The sequence below is a fragment of the Streptomyces sp. NBC_00631 genome (assembly GCF_045206895.1).
Classification (GTDB): Bacteria; Actinomycetota; Actinomycetes; order Streptomycetales; family Streptomycetaceae; genus Streptomyces.
In genome coordinates, this window is record NZ_CP107734.1 from 2,475,952 (window position 1) to 2,490,566 (window position 14,615).

Genomic DNA, 14,615 nt, shown 5'->3' on the forward strand with positions numbered 1-14,615 from the left:
CGGGCATGGAGTCCTCAAGAGCCACCTCAGGTTCCCGTCGGGCCCGCCGCCGTGACCGGCCCCGGCGCCGGGCCCTTCTCTACGTCTCCCTCGCCACCGTCGCCGTCGTCGGTGCCACCGCGGCGGGGAGCGTGTACGTGAAGGCGCACGCGCGCGACGACGCCGTATCCTCGGCGGCGTCTCCGGGGCCGTCCTCCTCGGTCTCGGCTTCGGCGAGTGGGGAGGCGTCGGTGGAACCCGTGACGGAGCCGGCCGTGGACCGGGACGCGCTGCTGAGTTCGGCGATGGCGAAGGTGACGCTGCCGTCCGGGGCGAAGGTCTCGGCGGCCGTCCTCGACCTGGACTCCGGAGACAGCGCGACGTACGGGGACGCGGCCTTCGACACGGCGAGCATCGTCAAGGTGGACATCCTGGCGACGCTGCTGCTGCAGGCGCAGGACGCCGGCCGGCATCTGACGGCGACCGAGAAGGCGTACGCCACGAAGATGATCGAGAACAGCGACAACACGTCGGCGACGGAGCTGTGGGACGTCATCGGCAAGGCGGACGGCCTGGACGCGGCGAACAAGCGGTTCGGGCTCACGTCGACCGAGGGGGGCGACGGGCCGCTGTGGGGGCTGACGCAGACCACCGCCGCCGATCAGCTCACCCTGCTCCAGCAGGTGTTCGGGGACGACTCGAAGCTGAGCGCGGCCTCGCAGGCGTACGTCCAGGGGCTGATGAAGACGGTCGAGTCGGACCAGCGGTGGGGGGTCTCGGCCGCCGCCGACGGTTCGCAGTACGCGCTGAAGAACGGGTGGCTGGCGCGGAGCACGACGGGGTTGTGGGACGTCAACAGCATCGGGCGGGTGACGGTGGGCGGGACGGACTATCTGGTCGCCGTGCTGTCGAAGGGGACCGTGAGTCAGGCGAAGGGGATTTCGGTGGTGGAGGCGGCTGCGAAGGCGGCGCTGGGGTCGTTCACCGAAGGTGATTCGTCGGCTTCTGCTTCGCAGTAGGGGTGGGACGGCAGGTTCCGGGGCACTTCAGGGGGTTTCGAAGGGCCGTCTGCGGGCTCTCCACAGGACCACTGCCGCTACCAGCAGGACCCCGCCGGTACCTCCTGCCATGGGAGCTGCCCAGTCGGTCGCGCTTGTCGTCGTTTCCTCCGGGTCGGGGCCGGAGCCGAAGTACTTCTTGCTGTACGAGGCCGAGGTCAGGTTCCGGGTCTTCAGGCCGGCCGCGGACTTGATCGCCGCCGCCGGGTCGATCATGCCGAAGCCCCGGGAGTCGTCGCGGCCGCCGGCCGGGGCGTCGCGGGCGGTGTCCTCCAGGAGCTTCTTGATCTGGGCCGGGGTCAGGCCGGGGTGGGCGGCCTTGACCAGGGCCACGGCTCCGGAGACGAAGGCGGCGGCGGCGCTCGTCCCCCAGCCCTCGTAGTACTTGTGGTCCGGTTCGGCGATGACGATGTCGTCGCCGGGCGCGCTGACCGTGGCGTACCAGCGGCGGGTGGAGAAGGAGGCGCGGACGCCGAACCTGTCCACCGCGGTGGCGGCGATGACGCCCGGGTACGCGGCCGGGTACGAGATGTGGTCGCCCTTCTTGCCGCCGTTTCCGGCCGAGGCGACGACCACGACGTCTTTCTTCAGCGCGTACTGGATGGCCTCGTCCTCGCTGGGCTCCGGGTGCGCGGAGTCGGAGTCGTCGCCGAGGGAGAGGTTGATGACGTCGGCGCCGTGGTCCGCGGCCCAGCGGATGCCGTCGGCCAGCGCGTTGCCACGGGTGGTGCGGGCCTTGTCGCGGGCGCTGTCGCTGTCTTCGAGGATGACCCGGACGGGCAGGATCCTGGCCTCGGGCGCGACTCCCATCACCCCGTCGCCGTTGCCGACCCCGTGGCCGTGACCGGCGATGATGCCGGCCATCGCGGTGCCGTGCCGAGCCCAGTCGCTGTCGCCGGGCCCGGCACCGAAGCCGATCATGTCCTTGGCGGGCAGGACGTTGCCGACGAGGTCCGGGTGGTCGGCCTCGACGCCGGTGTCCAGGACGGCGACGGTGATGCCCTTGCCCTTGGTGGTCCGCCAGGCCTCGTCGAGGTGCAGGGCGGACAGGCCCCACTGCTGGGCGCGGATGGTGTCCGCGTACGCGGTGGTGGAGGGCAGCAGGGCGAGCGAGCCGGCGAGCAGCAGGCTCACCGCGGCCCCGGTTGCGCGGCGCTTCATGAGGGCTTCTCCGTTGCCGAGTCGGCGATGTCGTGGCGCAGTCGCCGTTCGATGCGGTCGGCCAGGCCCTGCGCCTCGTTGCCGAGGCCGGACTGGGCCGCGGCCGTGGTGGCGCCGGACACCTCGGCGTCGGCGGCGGGTTGCGGGGTGTCGACGGTACGGCCGTCGGCCCAGCCGGAGACGGCGTAGGCGACGACCGGGGCGTCGGAGAGCACGGAGATCGTCCATGTGGCGCGCTGGTGCGGCCCGAACCGCTCGGCGGCGGTGTCCTTCGCGGCGTACGGGAGGGGCAGCAGGTCGGTACGGCGGTCCAGGCGTTCGGCCGCGAACCGCTTGGCGAGGGCGGTCATCCCGGCCGGGTCGGATTTCGTGAACAGCAGGCCGACGGTCGTCACGTAGCTCTGGGTGGCGTCGGTGTAGGTGGCGCGGATCAGGCGCCGGCAGCCGACGGGGGCGAGCGTCTTGCGCAGCAGCGGGTCGAAGGCGTCGGTGCAGCCGGTGGCCGGGGCGACGGCGATCCTGGTCCAGGTGCGGTCGGCTCCGCCGGGGCCGGCGCCGGTGCCCTGCACGGTGGGCGGGAACAGCTCGTCGACGGGGGCGTTGTGCCACAGGTCGGCGGCGGAGCTGAAGCTGGTCGCCGCGGCGGTGTCGCCGTCGTCGACGATCCAGCCCCCGGTCACCGCGCCGCCGATGAGACCGAGGCCGAGCACCATGCAGGCGGCGGCAGCGGCGGTACGGGGCGCCACTCGACCGATCAACGACAGCCCCCGCCCACGTTCGTCGTATCCCTCGGGCTCACCGAACGTCACAACGGGCCGCTCCCGGCCGGGAGTTCCCGCGGTGACGCTCCAGGACATCGAGGGGTCCGGGGCGGGACCGAGGGGGTCGGGCGGCGAGGCGGCGTCGAGGTAGGAGGGCGGAGCGGGCGCGGCATGCGGCACCGCGCCGGAATCCGGGCCGGCCGGGGCGGGGGCCGGGGCCGCAGAGGGCCGCGGCGGCGCGGCGGGCGCCGGGCGCGCGGGCCCGTTGAGACCGTCGACGGCCGGGAACGCCGTACCGCTCGCCGACGACGCCGCGGGACGTGCCTGGGCGGCACCGTCGGGGAACCCCGTCGGACGCGGCGGGGCGGCTGGCGCCGGAACGGTGGGCCGAGGCGGGACGTCGGCCCCCGGGGCCTTGACCGGCCGCGCCGGAGTATCGGCCGCCGGGGGCTCCGTTGGACGCGGCGGCACGGCGGGCGCCGGGGCGCTCGCCGGCTGCGCGGGAACGCCGTGCACGGCGGGCGCCGCGGGACGCGCGGGTGTGCCGGCCGTCGGGGCGGCCGTGGGACGCGGTGGAGTGCCGGCGGCCGGGGGCTGGGGCGGACGGGGCGGCGGCGGGGCGGCCTTCGGGGGTGTCGTGGGGCGCGGTGGGGCCGTCGGTACGGGGAACGTCCGCATGTGCGGGCTCCACGCGCTGCCCGACTCCCGTGCGCCGATGGTGGTGGCCGGGAAGTCGCCGCGCTGTCGTTCGAGCCGTCCGGGCCCGGCCGCGCCGGCCGAGTTCTCGGTCGTGTCGCTCGACGCCTCGGCAGGACTGCCGGGGTGCGCGGTCCGCGGCCGGGCTGTTGCGCGCGGTTCGTCCGCCGACGGCTCCGGTTCCGCGGCGGTGCGCGCAGCGCGCGGCGAGCCGCTCGGTTCCGGTCCGGACCCCGGGCGCCGGGGCGACGGCCCCGGACCGTACGACAGCCGGAACGGCGCGCCCCGTCCGGGGACCTCGGGCGCCACTGCCCGACCGGACGCCGGGCCCGCGGACGCAGAGGGTCCCCCTCGACCGGTCTCCCCACCGGGGAACGCCGACGACCCGGGCGGTACCGAGCGGTCGGGCTCCCGGACCGAGGGCGTCGGCGGCGCAGGGCGGCCGGTCTCGCGGTCGGAGGAGGCCGCGGGTGCGTCCGGGAAGCGGGCCGAGGCCGGTGGGGGCGGTGCGGACGCGATGGGGCGGCCCTGGGGTGGCCGGAGGTTGGGGTAGCGGGGCCGAGTGATGCGTTCGGCGGACGTCGAGCGGCTTACGGCCCTGTCCCCCGCCCCTTGTTCGCCCTGGCCCACCACACCGCCCCGACTCGTCCGGTCATCACGACTCTGCTGCCCGCCAGGCCCTCCCGGCAGCTGGTCCTGCCCGGTGATCCCGGTCCTGCCAGTGGATACGTCCGGCCGCGGTGAGCGGTTCACTCGGTTCGGCCGGTCGAAGAACCCCGGCCGGTCCGCCCGGCGGGACGCGTCGGCCGCGTGCGGGGCGTCGCCCTGGCCGGTGCCGCCGTTCCCCGGCCGGGACCCGTCGGCCGTCGGCGCGGGCTCCCCGGTGGGCGCTGTCGGGGCGCGGTCCGGCGAGGGCTGCCGTGGGATCGGGGCGTGCCGCGCTTCGCCGCTCATGCGCCCCCCGTTTCCTCATGCCCGGGCCAACTCCTCGTACGGGCCGTCGTGCTCCCCGGCGGGGAGCCGTCCGCTCCCGGGCACGCATACCCGCACGCGCGGATCCGCATCCCGGTGCGGGTCAGGCGACCAGGTCCGTTCCGCCGTACGTGCGCGTCACTCTACGGGTTGTCCGAGGCCGAACGGGAACCAGTCCGCGGCCCCGCGGCATCTGCCCGGATCGTCCCCCTACCCTGCGGTAATCCTGTCTGGCAGGCTTCGTTCATGACTGCGCGCGCCGCCGACCGGGCCCGTTACGACCGGGCCACCGCCCACCTGGACGCCCCTCTCGCGATCGTGGATCTGGGGGCCTTCGACGCCAACGCGGACGACCTCGTACGCCGGGCCGGCGGGAAGCCGATCCGGGTCGCGAGCAAGTCCGTGCGCTGCCGGCACCTGCTGGAACGGGTCCTCGCGAAGGAGGGTTTCGCGGGGATCATGTCGTTCACGCTGGCGGAGTCGCTGTGGCTCGCGAGGTCGGGGTTCGACGACATCCTGCTGGCGTATCCGTCCGCGGACCGGGCCCGGTTCGCGGAGCTGGCCGCCGATCCGAAGCTGGCCGCCGCCGTGACGGTGATGATCGACGATCCGGCGCACCTCGACCTGATCGACGCCGCCCGTGACGGCGGCGGTGAAGTGGTCCGGGTCTGCCTGGAGTTGGACACCTCGCTGAAGCTGTTCGGGGGCCGGGTGCGGGTCGGGGCCCGGCGCTCGCCGCTGTACTCCCCCGCCCAGCTCGCCGACCTCGCCCGCGCCGTGGCCCGGCGGCCGGGCTTCAGGCTCGTCGGGATCATGGGGTACGAGGGGCACATCGCCGGGGTCGGGGACGACGTCGCCGGCCGGCCGCTGCGCTCCCGCGCGGTGCGTCTGATGCAGGCCACCGCCCGCCGTGAGCTGGCCGAGCGGCGCGCCGCGGTGGTGCGGGCGGTCCGCGCGGTGGCGCCCGGCCTGGAGTTCGTCAACGGCGGCGGCACGGGCAGTGTGCAGACCACGGCCGCGGAGGACGCGGTCACCGAGATAGCGGCCGGGTCGGGCCTGTACGTGCCGCGCCTCTTCGACAACTACACGTCGTTCACCGGCCGGCCGGCCGCGCTGTTCGCCATGCCGGTGGTGCGGCGGCCCGGTGTGGGGGTCGTCACGGTCCTCGGCGGCGGTTACCCGGCCTCGGGCGTCGCGGGCCCGGACCGGCTCCCGGTGCCGTACCTGCCTGAGGGGCTGTCGTACGACTCGCAGGAGGGCCCCGGCGAGGTGCAGACCCCGCTGCTCGGCTCGGCGGCGGACGACCTGCTGATCGGCGACAAGGTGTGGTTCCGGCACGCCAAGGCGGGCGAGCTGTGCGAGCGGTTCGCCGAGTTGCAGCTGGTCGAGGGCGACCGGGTGACGGCGACCGTACCGACGTACCGGGGTGAAGGTCACACCTTCCTCTAACCGACCGGCCTGATGCCGCCGGTGATGGCGTCCATGTCGGACAGTGGCGGTCCGTCCGGGCCCGCGTCGAAGACGAGCCGGACGACGACCGGGGCCGGCACGCCGGTGGCGGACGGGAAGGCCACGGACTGGACGTAGCCGCCCGGCCCGTCGGCGGTCCGTATCCGCCAGCGCACCAGGTAGCCGTCGCGGCCGGCCACCGCGACCCGCCCGGCCTTGACGACCCGGTGGGACCGGATGCCCCCGAAGGGCCGCCGTCCGCCGGGATCCTGGCCGTACGCCGCCTCGGCCGCGTCGGGTACGTCCCGTTCGGCGACCGTGCGCGGGGAGGCACCGTCGGCGTCTCCCGCGGTACGGCTGATGACCTGGCCGTGGCGGCACCGGCCGGTGTGGGCCGGGCAGGCGTAGGTGCCCGCGGTGGTCATCACGACGTCGTTCTGGGCGAGGTACGAGGAGCCGGTCCAGCCGGCCGGCACCGGCAGGCTGATGCCGTTGAGCTGGTCGACGACGAGGGCCGGGGGCGCCGCCGGGCTGGGCGCGGTGCGGACCGTCGTGTCGGCTCGGCCGCTCGCCTCGTCGGTGCGGAGCACGGTCGCGCCGCAGACGATCGCCGTGGCCAGCACGGCCGCGGCGGATGTCAGCGCGACCGCCTTGGCCCGTCCGGACGCCCGGGCCGCCGGGGGCGGCGGCGCGGGGAGGCCGGACGGGGTGCGCCGGTGCTCGGTCCAGGCCCGTCCGTCCCACCAGCGCTCCAGGTGCGGGGCGTGCGGGTCGGCGTGCCAGCCGGGCGGGGTCATGCTCACTCCCGCACTGTAGGGCGGGGGTCGGGGTCCGTACACGGGCTCCTAGAGGGGCGTGACGTACGCCCCAGAGATCCCGCCGTCCACCAGGAAGTCGCTGGCGTTGACGAAGGAGGAGTCGTCGCTGGCCAGGAAGGCGACGGCGGCGGCGATCTCCTCGGCCTCGGCGAACCGGCCCAGCGGGATGTGCACCAGGCGGCGGGCGGCCCGCTCCGGGTCCTTGGCGAACAGCTCCTGGAGAAGCGGGGTGTTGACCGGTCCGGGGCAGAGCGCGTTGACCCGGATGCCCTCCCTGGCGAATTGCACGCCCAGCTCACGGGACATGGCCAGAACTCCGCCCTTGGAGGCGGTGTAGGAGATCTGCGAGGTGGCCGCGCCCATCCGGGCCACGAAGGACGCCGTGTTGATGATGGAGCCCCTGCCCTGCCGCCGCATGTAGGGGATGGCGGCCTTGCAGCACAGGTAGACGGAGGTGAGGTTGACCTCCTGGACGCGCTTCCAGGCCTCAAGTCCCGTCTCCAGGATGGAGTCGTCGTCGGGCGGCGAGATACCGGCGTTGTTGAAGGCGATGTCGACGCTGCCGTAGGTGTCGTACGCGGTCCTGAACAGCGCCTCGACCTGTTCGGGATCGGTGACGTCGACCTTCACGAAGAGCCCGCCGACCCCCTCGGCGGCGGCTTTGCCCCGGGTCTCGTCGACGTCGCCGCAGACGACGTGGGCGCCCTCGGAGGCCAGCCGCCGCGCGGTGGCGAGGCCGATGCCGCTGCCGGCTCCGGTGATGACGGCGGTACGGCCGACGAGTCGGCGGCAGACGATGTCGGGGGTCTCAGCGGTCACTGTGCGGGGCCTTCCGTGCTGATGAAGACGTTCTTGGTTTCGGTGAAGGCGGCGAGCGCGTCCGGGCCGAGTTCACGGCCGATCCCCGACTGCTTGTAGCCGCCGAAGGGGGTCCAGTAGCGGACGCTGGAGTGGGAGTTGACGGACAGGTTGCCGGCCTTGACGGCCTGGGAGACGCGCAGGGCGCGGCCCACGTCGCGGGTCCAGATCGAGCCGGAGAGGCCGTAGTCGGTGTCGTTGGCCAGCCGGATCGCGTCGGCCTCGTCCTCGAACGGGATGACGGCGGCGACCGGTCCGAAAACCTCCTCGACGGCCACGCGCGCGTGCGGGTCGACGCCGGTGAGGACGGTCGGCGGGAACCAGAAGCCGGGGCCCTCGGGGGCCTTGCCCCGGATGCCGGGCGCGTCCGCGTCGACGTACGAACGGACCCGCTCAAGCTGGGCCTGGGAGATCAGCGGGCCCATGTCCGTCCGCTCGTCGGCCGGGTCGCCGACCGAGACGGACTCGATCGCGGGGGCGAGGAGTTCCAGGAAGCGGTCGTAGACGGGCCGTTGGACGAGGATGCGGGTGCGGGCGCAGCAGTCCTGGCCGGAGTTGTCCAGGAAGGACATGGGGGCGGCGGCCGCGGCGGCCTCGATGTCGGCGTCGGCGAAGACGAGGTTGGGGCTCTTGCCGCCCAGTTCGAGGGTGACGCGCTTCACCTGGTCGGCGCAGAGCGCCATGATGCGCCTGCCGATCCGGGTGGAGCCGGTGAACACGATCTTGGCGACGCCGGGGTGGCGGACCAGGGCCTCGCCGGCGATGTCGCCGCGGCCGGGGAGCACCTGGAAGAGGTCTTCCGGGAGCCCTGCCACCAGGGCGAGTTCGGCGAGCCGGAGGGCGGTGAGCGGGGTCGTCTCGGCGGGCTTGAGGACGACCGCGTTGCCGGCCGCGAGGGCGGGGGCGGTGGCCCAGGCCGCGATGGGCATGGGGAAGTTCCAGGGGGCGATGACACCGACGACCCCGAGGGGTTCGAGGAGGGTGACGTCGAGGCCGCCGGGTACCGGGATCTGGCGTCCGGTCAGCCGCTCCACTCCGCCGGCCGCGTAGTCGAGCAGGTCGCGGACGTTGCCGGCCTCCCAGCGGGCGTTGCCGATGGTGTGACCGGCTTCGCGGACCTCCAACTGCGCGAGTTCCTCGCGGTGTTCGTCGACGGCGGCGGCGAACCGGCGTAGCAGCCGGGCCCGTTCGCCGGGCGCGAGCGCGGACCAGCGCTCCTGGGCCCGCGCGGCCCGGCGTACGGCGGTGTCGACGTCCTCCTCACCGGCCCCCGGGACGGTCGCGATCACCTCCTCCGTGGCCGGGTCGAGGACGTCGAGTTCGTACTGTTGCGACAAGTGATGCCTCACATGCGTTCGAAGGAGCGGCGCAGCTCCCAGTCGGTCACCGCGGCGTCGAAGGCCTCCAGTTCGACGCGGGCCATGTTGCGGTAGTGCGCGACGACCTCGTCGCCGAAGGCGGCTTTCGCGACGGGGCTGTTCTCCCAGAGTTCGGCGGCCTCGCGGAGGGTGGTCGGGACGTGGGCGAAGTCGGCGGTGTAGGCGTTGCCGGGGCAGGGCTCGGGGAGTTCCAGCTGCTGCTCGATGCCGTACAGGCCGGCGGCGACCAGCCCGGCGACGGCGAGGTGCGGGTTGACGTCGCCGCCGGGCAGCCGGTTCTCGAAGCGCAGCGAGCGGCCGTGGCCGACGACTCGCAGTGCGCAGGTGCGGTTGTCCTGGCCCCAGGCGACGGCGGTCGGGGCGAAGGAGCCCGGCTGGAACCGCTTGTAGCTGTTGATGTTGGGCGCGTAGAGGAGCGAGAAGTCGCGGAGGGCGGCGAGCTGTCCGGCGAGGAAGTGCCGCATCACGTCGGACATGCCGTGCCCGTCGGGGGCGGCGAAGACGTTGTGGCCGGCCGTGTCCGTCAACGACAGGTGGATGTGGCAGGAGTTGCCCTCCCGCTCGTTGTACTTGGCCATGAAGGTGAGGGAGACGCCCTCCTGGGCGGCGATCTCCTTGGCGCCGGTCTTGTAGATGGCGTGCTGGTCGCAGGTGACGAGGGCCTCGTCGTAGCGGAAGGCGATCTCGTGCTGTCCGGGGTTGCACTCGCCCTTGGCGGACTCGACGGTCAGTCCCGCGGCCGCCATCTCGTTGCGGATCCGGCGGAGCAGGGGCTCGATCCGCCCGGTCCCCAGTACCGAGTAGTCGATGTTGTACTGGTTGGCCGGGGTCAGCCCGCGGTAGTTGGCGTCCCAGGCCGCCTCGTAGGTGTCCTTGAACACGATGAACTCCAGCTCCGTACCGACCTGTGCGGTGTAGCCGAGTTCGGCGAGGCGCTCCAGCTGGCGGCGGAGGATCTGCCGGGGCGCGGCGACGACCGGGGAGCCGTCGTTCCAGGCGAGGTCGGCGATGAGCATCGCCGTGCCCGCGTTCCAGGGCACGCGGCGGAGGGTGGCGAGGTCGGGGTGCATGGCGAAGTCGCCGTAGCCGCGGTCCCAGGAGGACATGGCGTAGCCGTCGACGGTGTTCATCTCGGTGTCGACGGCGAGGAGGTAGTTGCAGCCCTCGGTGCCGTGGCGCAGGACCTCGTCGAGGAAGAAGCGGGCGGCGAACCGCTTGCCCTGCAACCGCCCTTGCATGTCGGGGAAGGCCAGGACGACAGTGTCGATCTCACCGCTCGCGACGAGGGTGTGCAGCTCCTCGACGCTCAGCGGGGGTGTGCGGTCTGCCACGGGAGCTCCTTCGGCTTCTTTCACGCAGCGCTTCTGGGGCCGGTCGGGGAGCTCTAAGGTATTGAAGGGAACCATTGCTTGGGAAGGGGGTACGGCCATATGTCGCTGGACGCGGACGGCGCCCTCGACGACCCGTTGACTCCGGTGCTGCGACCGGTGCGGGCGGGCAACGGCTTCGAGGAGGCGCTGGAGCAGATCCTGCAGGTCGTCCGGCTGGGCCTGGTTCCGGGCGGCGAGCGGCTGCCCGCCGAGCGGGTTCTGGCGGAGCGGCTCGGGATCAGCCGGGTGACGCTGCGCGAGGTGCTGAAAGTGCTTCAGGACCAGGGCCTGGTGGAGTCCCGGCGCGGACGGTACGGCGGGACCTTCGTGCTGCCGCGCACGGACGCGGGCGGCGAGGACGAGCTGCGGCGCCGGATCGCCGAGGTCGACATCGAGGACGTGCTCCGGTTCCGGGAGGTGCTTGAGGTGGGCGCGGCGGGCCTGTGCGCGGCGCACGGGCTCACGGGCGAGCAGGCGCTCCGGCTGCGGGAGGCGCTCGCCCGCACGCACGAGGCGCCGCTGGCGCACTACCGCCGCCTGGACACCCTGCTGCATCTGACGATCGCCGAGCTGTGCGGCTCCCCCTCCCTCACCGCCCAGTACGCCGCCGTACGGGCGACGGTCAACGACCTCCTCGACTGCATCCCGCTCCTGGTCCGCAACCTGGAGCACTCGCAGCGCCAGCACATCGCGCTGGTGGAGGCGGTGCTGGACGGGGACGCGGACGGCGCGCGGGAGATGATGCGGGAGCACTGCGCCGGGACGGCGGCGCTGTTGCGGGGCTTCCTGGCGTGACGGCCCGACCGGCCTGTCATCAGGGTGTGCGATAAAGGTGTGCACGCACACCTTTGTGACAGGGGAGGGTCCATGCCCGGACGGCCGCTGATCGGCGTGAGTACATACCTGGAGGCCGGGACGCGCTGGGGAGTCTGGGAGCTGGAGGCGGCCCTGCTGCCGGCCGGTTACCCACGCCTCGTCCAGCGGGCCGGCGGCCTGGCCGCGCTGCTGCCGCCGGACGCCCCGGAGCACGCGGCGGCGACGGTGGCCCGCCTGGACGGCCTGGTGATCGCGGGTGGCCCGGACGTGGAGCCCGTGCGCTACGGCGCCGAGCCCGACCCGCGCACCGGGCGTCCCGCTCGTGCCCGGGACGCCTGGGAGCTGGCCCTCATCGACGCCGCGCTGGCCACGGCCGTACCGGTGCTCGGCATCTGCCGGGGCATGCAGCTGCTGAACGTCGCCCTCGGGGGCACTCTCGTCCAGCACATCGACGGGCACGCGGAGGTGCCCGGGGTCTTCGGCCGCCACGAGGTGAAGCCGGTCCCCGGCACCCGGTACGCCGAGACGGTCCCGGAGGAGACGTCGGTCCCGACCTTCCACCATCAGGCGGTGGACCGCCTCGGCGCGGGGCTGCTGGTGTCGGCGCACGCGGCCGACGGGACGGTCGAGGCGATCGAACTGCCCGCGGAACGGGGCTGGGCCGTCGGGGTGCAGTGGCATCCGGAGATGGGCGAGGACCTGCGCGTGATGGCAGCCCTGGTCACCGCCGCATCCACGCACTGAGCCGGATTCTCGCCCCCGCCGCCCCTACCCGTCCCGTCCTCCAGGGGGTGGGCCCCCTTCGACCGCCCGTTCCGGGGGCTGCCGCCCCCGGACCCCCGCATCGGCCTGAACGGCCTCGTCCTCAAACGCCGGACGGGCTGGAGGGGGTGCGGGCAGACCTGCGTCCTCACCCGCCCGGACAAGCCGAGACGCGGTGCGGGCCCCCCTCCGCCCCCGCACACCCGGACAAGCCGGAACGCGACGCGGGCCCCCCTCCGCCCCCGCACGCCCGGACAAGCCGGAACGCGGTGCGGGCCCGCCTTCGTCCCCGCACGCCTGGCGGGCTGTCTTTTGCGGCGGCTCCTCTTCGAGTGACCGAGTCGGGTGGTGGGTGGGCGACGGAGTTCTAACCCCGGGTCAGGGAGAGCAGCTCGCGGGCCGGGCCGGTCGGGCGGTGGCCGGTGGGCCAGACTGCCCGCAGGTCGCGGCGAAGGGCGATGCCCTCCAGCGGGACGGCGACCAGCCGCCGCATCGCCAGTTCCTCCCCCAGTGCCAGTTCGCTGAGGACCGCGGGGCCCGCGCCGCCGACCGCCGACGCCTTCACCGCCGTGGTCGACGACAGTTCGATCAGCGGGCGGGCCAGGCCGCCCAGCGCCGCGTCGAGGACCTGGCGGGTGCCTGAGCCGCGTTCGCGGAGGATCAGCGGCGTCGCCGCCAGCTCCGCCGCCGCGAGCGGGCGCCGGCGGCGGGCCCAGGGGTGACCGGGGGCGACCACGACGATCAGGCGGTCGTGCGCTATCACCGCCGAGTCCAGGCCGTGCGGAACCGACAGGCCCTCCACGAAGCCCAGGTCCGCCTCGTCCGCGAGCAGCCGCTCGGCCACCGCCGCCGAGTTGCCGGCGAGCAGGGACACCGCCGTGTCGGGACGCTGGGCGCGCAGCGCGAGCAGCCAGCCGGGCAGAAGGTACTCGGCGATGGTCATGCTCGCCGCGACCCGCAGCCGCGAGTCCCGCCGGTCCCGGAGCGCCTGGGTACCCGCGTCGAAGGCCTCCGCCGCCTCCACCACCCGCCGCGCCCAGTCGGTCACCAGCGCCCCGGCATCCGTCAGCCGGGAGCCGCGCGGTGAACGGTCGACCAGGGCCACGCCCAGCTGCCGCTCCATGGAACGGATCCGGCTGCTGGCCGCCGGCTGGGTGATGCCGACCTCCCGCGCCGCCGCCCCGAGGCTGCCCAGCCGCGCCACCGCCAGCAGCAGCTCCAGCGCGCCGAGGTCCGGCACCCGGTGCGCCAGCGTGCCCCCTGCCGCCCGTCCCTCGGTCTCGCTCATAAGACCAGCTTATGCCCCCATAGAGAAGGACTCCCTGGCCGGTGGCGCGGAACGGCGGAACCGTTGGATCCATGGTCACCGCAGTCCGTCACCTCGGCCCCAACTGGTACGCCTCCGTCATGGGCACCGCCGCCCTCGCCCTCGGCGGCGGCGCGCTCGGCGTCGACGGCTTGCGCGAGCTCCTCGTCGGCGTGTGGGCCCTGTCCCTGCTGCAGCTCGTGGTCCTGCTGGCCGCCCGGGTCCTGCACTGGACCCACCACTTGGGCCAGGCCCGCGCGCATCTCCAGGACCCCGCCGTGGCACCGTTCTACGGCTGCCTCGCCATGGCCCTGCTCGCCGTCGGGGCCGGTGCCCTCTCCCTCGGTCGGGACTGGATCGGGGAGCCGGCCGCCGTCGCGCTCGGCTCGGTGCTCTTCGTCACCGGTACCGCCGTGGGACTAGCGGCGGCCGTCGCCGTGCCGTACCTGCTCGCCGTACGGCATCGGGTCGAGCCCGGTCAGGCCTCCCCGGTATGGCTGCTGCCGCTGGTCGCGCCGATGGTGTCGGCCGCGGTCGGGCCGCAGCTGGTCCTGCATCTGCCGCCCGGCCAGCCGCGCGAGACGCTGCTCTACGGCTGCTTCGCGCTCTTCGGTCTGAGTCTGCTCGGCACGCTGCTGATGCTGACGCTCGTCTTCGCCCGGCTGGTCACCAGCGGTCCGCTGCCGCTCGTCCTGACCCCCACGGTCTTCCTGGTGCTGGGCCCGCTCGGGCAGTCCACGACGGCGGTGGGCGCCTTCGCGGACTTCGCCCCCGGCGTCGTACCGCCACCGTACGCCGCTGGTTTCGGCCTCCTCGCGGTGCTGTACGGCGTCCCGGTGCTGGGGTTCGCGCTGTTGTGGCTGGCGTTGGCGGCCGCGCACGTGGTGCGGGCTCGGCGGCAGGGGATGCGGTTCGCCATGACGTGGTGGGCGTTCACCTTCCCCGTGGGGACGTGTGTCACGGGCGCCGCCGCGCTCGGGCGGCACACCGGGCTGGCCGCGTACCACTGGCTGGCGGTGGGCCTGTACGCCGTCCTTGTCGCCGGCTGGTCGGCGGCCGCCTCCGGCACCGTGCGCGGGCTGCTCAGCGGTGAGCTGCTCGCAGCGCCTCGCCCAGCACCCGTGGCGCCGCGGACAGTGAGGGTCCGTACCAGGTCAGGTGCCGTCCGCTGACCAGCGCACTGGGCAGTCCGGGGAGGCAGACGACTCGCCCTGACCGGGTGCGGGTGCG

Annotated in this window: 12 protein-coding genes; 5 read left to right on the plus strand and 7 right to left on the minus strand. The window is 74.0% G+C overall.

Annotated elements, in window-relative coordinates; all coding sequences use genetic code 11:
• The first annotated feature begins 5 nt into the window (after positions 1-5).
• The gene (locus OHB00_RS11370) at positions 6-998 is read left to right on the plus strand and encodes a serine hydrolase (RefSeq protein WP_406433831.1); all 993 of its coding nucleotides are present in this window, start codon (positions 6-8) and stop codon (positions 996-998) included.
• A gap of 27 nt (positions 999-1,025) precedes the next feature.
• On the opposite strand, the gene mycP is transcribed toward OHB00_RS11370, so the two are convergent.
• Complete coding sequence (gene mycP, locus OHB00_RS11375) at positions 1,026-2,198, minus strand: type VII secretion-associated serine protease mycosin (RefSeq protein ID WP_406433833.1); 1,173 nt, start codon at positions 2,196-2,198, stop codon at positions 1,026-1,028.
• The gene (locus OHB00_RS11380; protein WP_406433835.1) at positions 2,195-3,139 is read right to left on the minus strand and encodes a hypothetical protein; all 945 of its coding nucleotides are present in this window, start codon (positions 3,137-3,139) and stop codon (positions 2,195-2,197) included. Before OHB00_RS11380 ends, mycP begins: the two co-directional genes overlap by 4 nt.
• Before the next feature lie 1,734 nt (positions 3,140-4,873).
• Here OHB00_RS11380 and OHB00_RS11385 point away from each other — a divergent pair.
• Positions 4,874-6,076 carry an amino acid deaminase/aldolase gene (locus tag OHB00_RS11385; RefSeq protein WP_406433837.1) on the plus strand — a complete coding sequence of 401 codons (1,203 nt, stop codon included), beginning with the start codon at positions 4,874-4,876 and terminating at the stop codon, positions 6,074-6,076.
• On the opposite strand, the gene OHB00_RS11390 is transcribed toward OHB00_RS11385, so the two are convergent.
• The 4 genes from OHB00_RS11390 to OHB00_RS11405 are packed head-to-tail and all read right to left on the minus strand — an operon-like array spanning position 6,073 to position 10,462.
• Entirely contained in the window at positions 6,073-6,873 is an 801-nt protein-coding gene (locus tag OHB00_RS11390; protein WP_406445730.1) for a DUF2510 domain-containing protein, read from the minus strand. The genes OHB00_RS11385 and OHB00_RS11390 overlap by 4 nt on opposite strands.
• Before the next feature lie 48 nt (positions 6,874-6,921).
• Positions 6,922-7,713 carry a 3-oxoacyl-ACP reductase gene (locus OHB00_RS11395; RefSeq protein WP_406433839.1) on the minus strand — a complete coding sequence of 264 codons (792 nt, stop codon included), beginning with the start codon at positions 7,711-7,713 and terminating at the stop codon, positions 6,922-6,924.
• Complete coding sequence (locus OHB00_RS11400; RefSeq protein WP_406433841.1) at positions 7,710-9,089, minus strand: aldehyde dehydrogenase family protein; 1,380 nt, start codon at positions 9,087-9,089, stop codon at positions 7,710-7,712. Before OHB00_RS11400 ends, OHB00_RS11395 begins: the two co-directional genes overlap by 4 nt.
• Positions 9,090-9,097: 8 nt before the next feature.
• Positions 9,098-10,462 carry a glutamine synthetase family protein gene (locus OHB00_RS11405; protein ID WP_406433843.1) on the minus strand — a complete coding sequence of 455 codons (1,365 nt, stop codon included), beginning with the start codon at positions 10,460-10,462 and terminating at the stop codon, positions 9,098-9,100.
• Between the two features lie 99 nt (positions 10,463-10,561).
• Here OHB00_RS11405 and OHB00_RS11410 point away from each other — a divergent pair, with 99 nt between their 5' ends.
• Both OHB00_RS11410 and OHB00_RS11415 read left to right on the plus strand, forming a co-directional pair.
• Entirely contained in the window at positions 10,562-11,296 is a 735-nt protein-coding gene (locus tag OHB00_RS11410) for a FadR/GntR family transcriptional regulator (protein WP_406433845.1), read from the plus strand.
• A 72-nt stretch (positions 11,297-11,368) separates the two neighbouring features.
• Positions 11,369-12,061, plus strand: coding sequence for a gamma-glutamyl-gamma-aminobutyrate hydrolase family protein (locus OHB00_RS11415; RefSeq protein WP_406433847.1), 693 nt, complete (start codon positions 11,369-11,371; stop codon positions 12,059-12,061).
• A 385-nt stretch (positions 12,062-12,446) separates the two neighbouring features.
• Here OHB00_RS11415 and OHB00_RS11420 read toward each other — a convergent pair whose 3' ends face one another.
• A complete protein-coding gene (locus OHB00_RS11420; RefSeq protein WP_406433849.1) occupies positions 12,447-13,367 on the minus strand; it encodes a LysR family transcriptional regulator in 921 nt (306 codons plus the stop codon).
• A gap of 71 nt (positions 13,368-13,438) precedes the next feature.
• Between OHB00_RS11420 and OHB00_RS11425 the strand changes: the two genes are divergently transcribed.
• Positions 13,439-14,557 (plus strand): TDT family transporter, encoded by a 1,119-nt coding sequence (locus OHB00_RS11425; protein WP_406433851.1) that lies wholly within the window; start codon positions 13,439-13,441, stop codon positions 14,555-14,557.
• Positions 14,558-14,615: the final 58 nt, after the last annotated feature.

What these genes read in the sequence shown, in the direction of transcription:
- OHB00_RS11390 (WP_406445730.1), bottom strand. Translation starts at nt 6,873, where the DNA reads ATGACCCCGCCCGGCTGGCACGCCGACCCGCACGCCCCGCACCTGGAG.
- OHB00_RS11415 (WP_406433847.1), top strand. Translation starts at nt 11,369, where the DNA reads ATGCCCGGACGGCCGCTGATCGGCGTGAGTACATACCTGGAGGCCGGG.
- OHB00_RS11410 (WP_406433845.1), top strand. Translation starts at nt 10,562, where the DNA reads ATGTCGCTGGACGCGGACGGCGCCCTCGACGACCCGTTGACTCCGGTG.
- mycP (WP_406433833.1), bottom strand. Translation starts at nt 2,198, where the DNA reads ATGAAGCGCCGCGCAACCGGGGCCGCGGTGAGCCTGCTGCTCGCCGGC.
- OHB00_RS11420 (WP_406433849.1), bottom strand. Translation starts at nt 13,367, where the DNA reads ATGAGCGAGACCGAGGGACGGGCGGCAGGGGGCACGCTGGCGCACCGG.
- OHB00_RS11425 (WP_406433851.1), top strand. Translation starts at nt 13,439, where the DNA reads ATGGTCACCGCAGTCCGTCACCTCGGCCCCAACTGGTACGCCTCCGTC.
- OHB00_RS11385 (WP_406433837.1), top strand. Translation starts at nt 4,874, where the DNA reads ATGACTGCGCGCGCCGCCGACCGGGCCCGTTACGACCGGGCCACCGCC.
- OHB00_RS11370 (WP_406433831.1), top strand. Translation starts at nt 6, where the DNA reads ATGGAGTCCTCAAGAGCCACCTCAGGTTCCCGTCGGGCCCGCCGCCGT.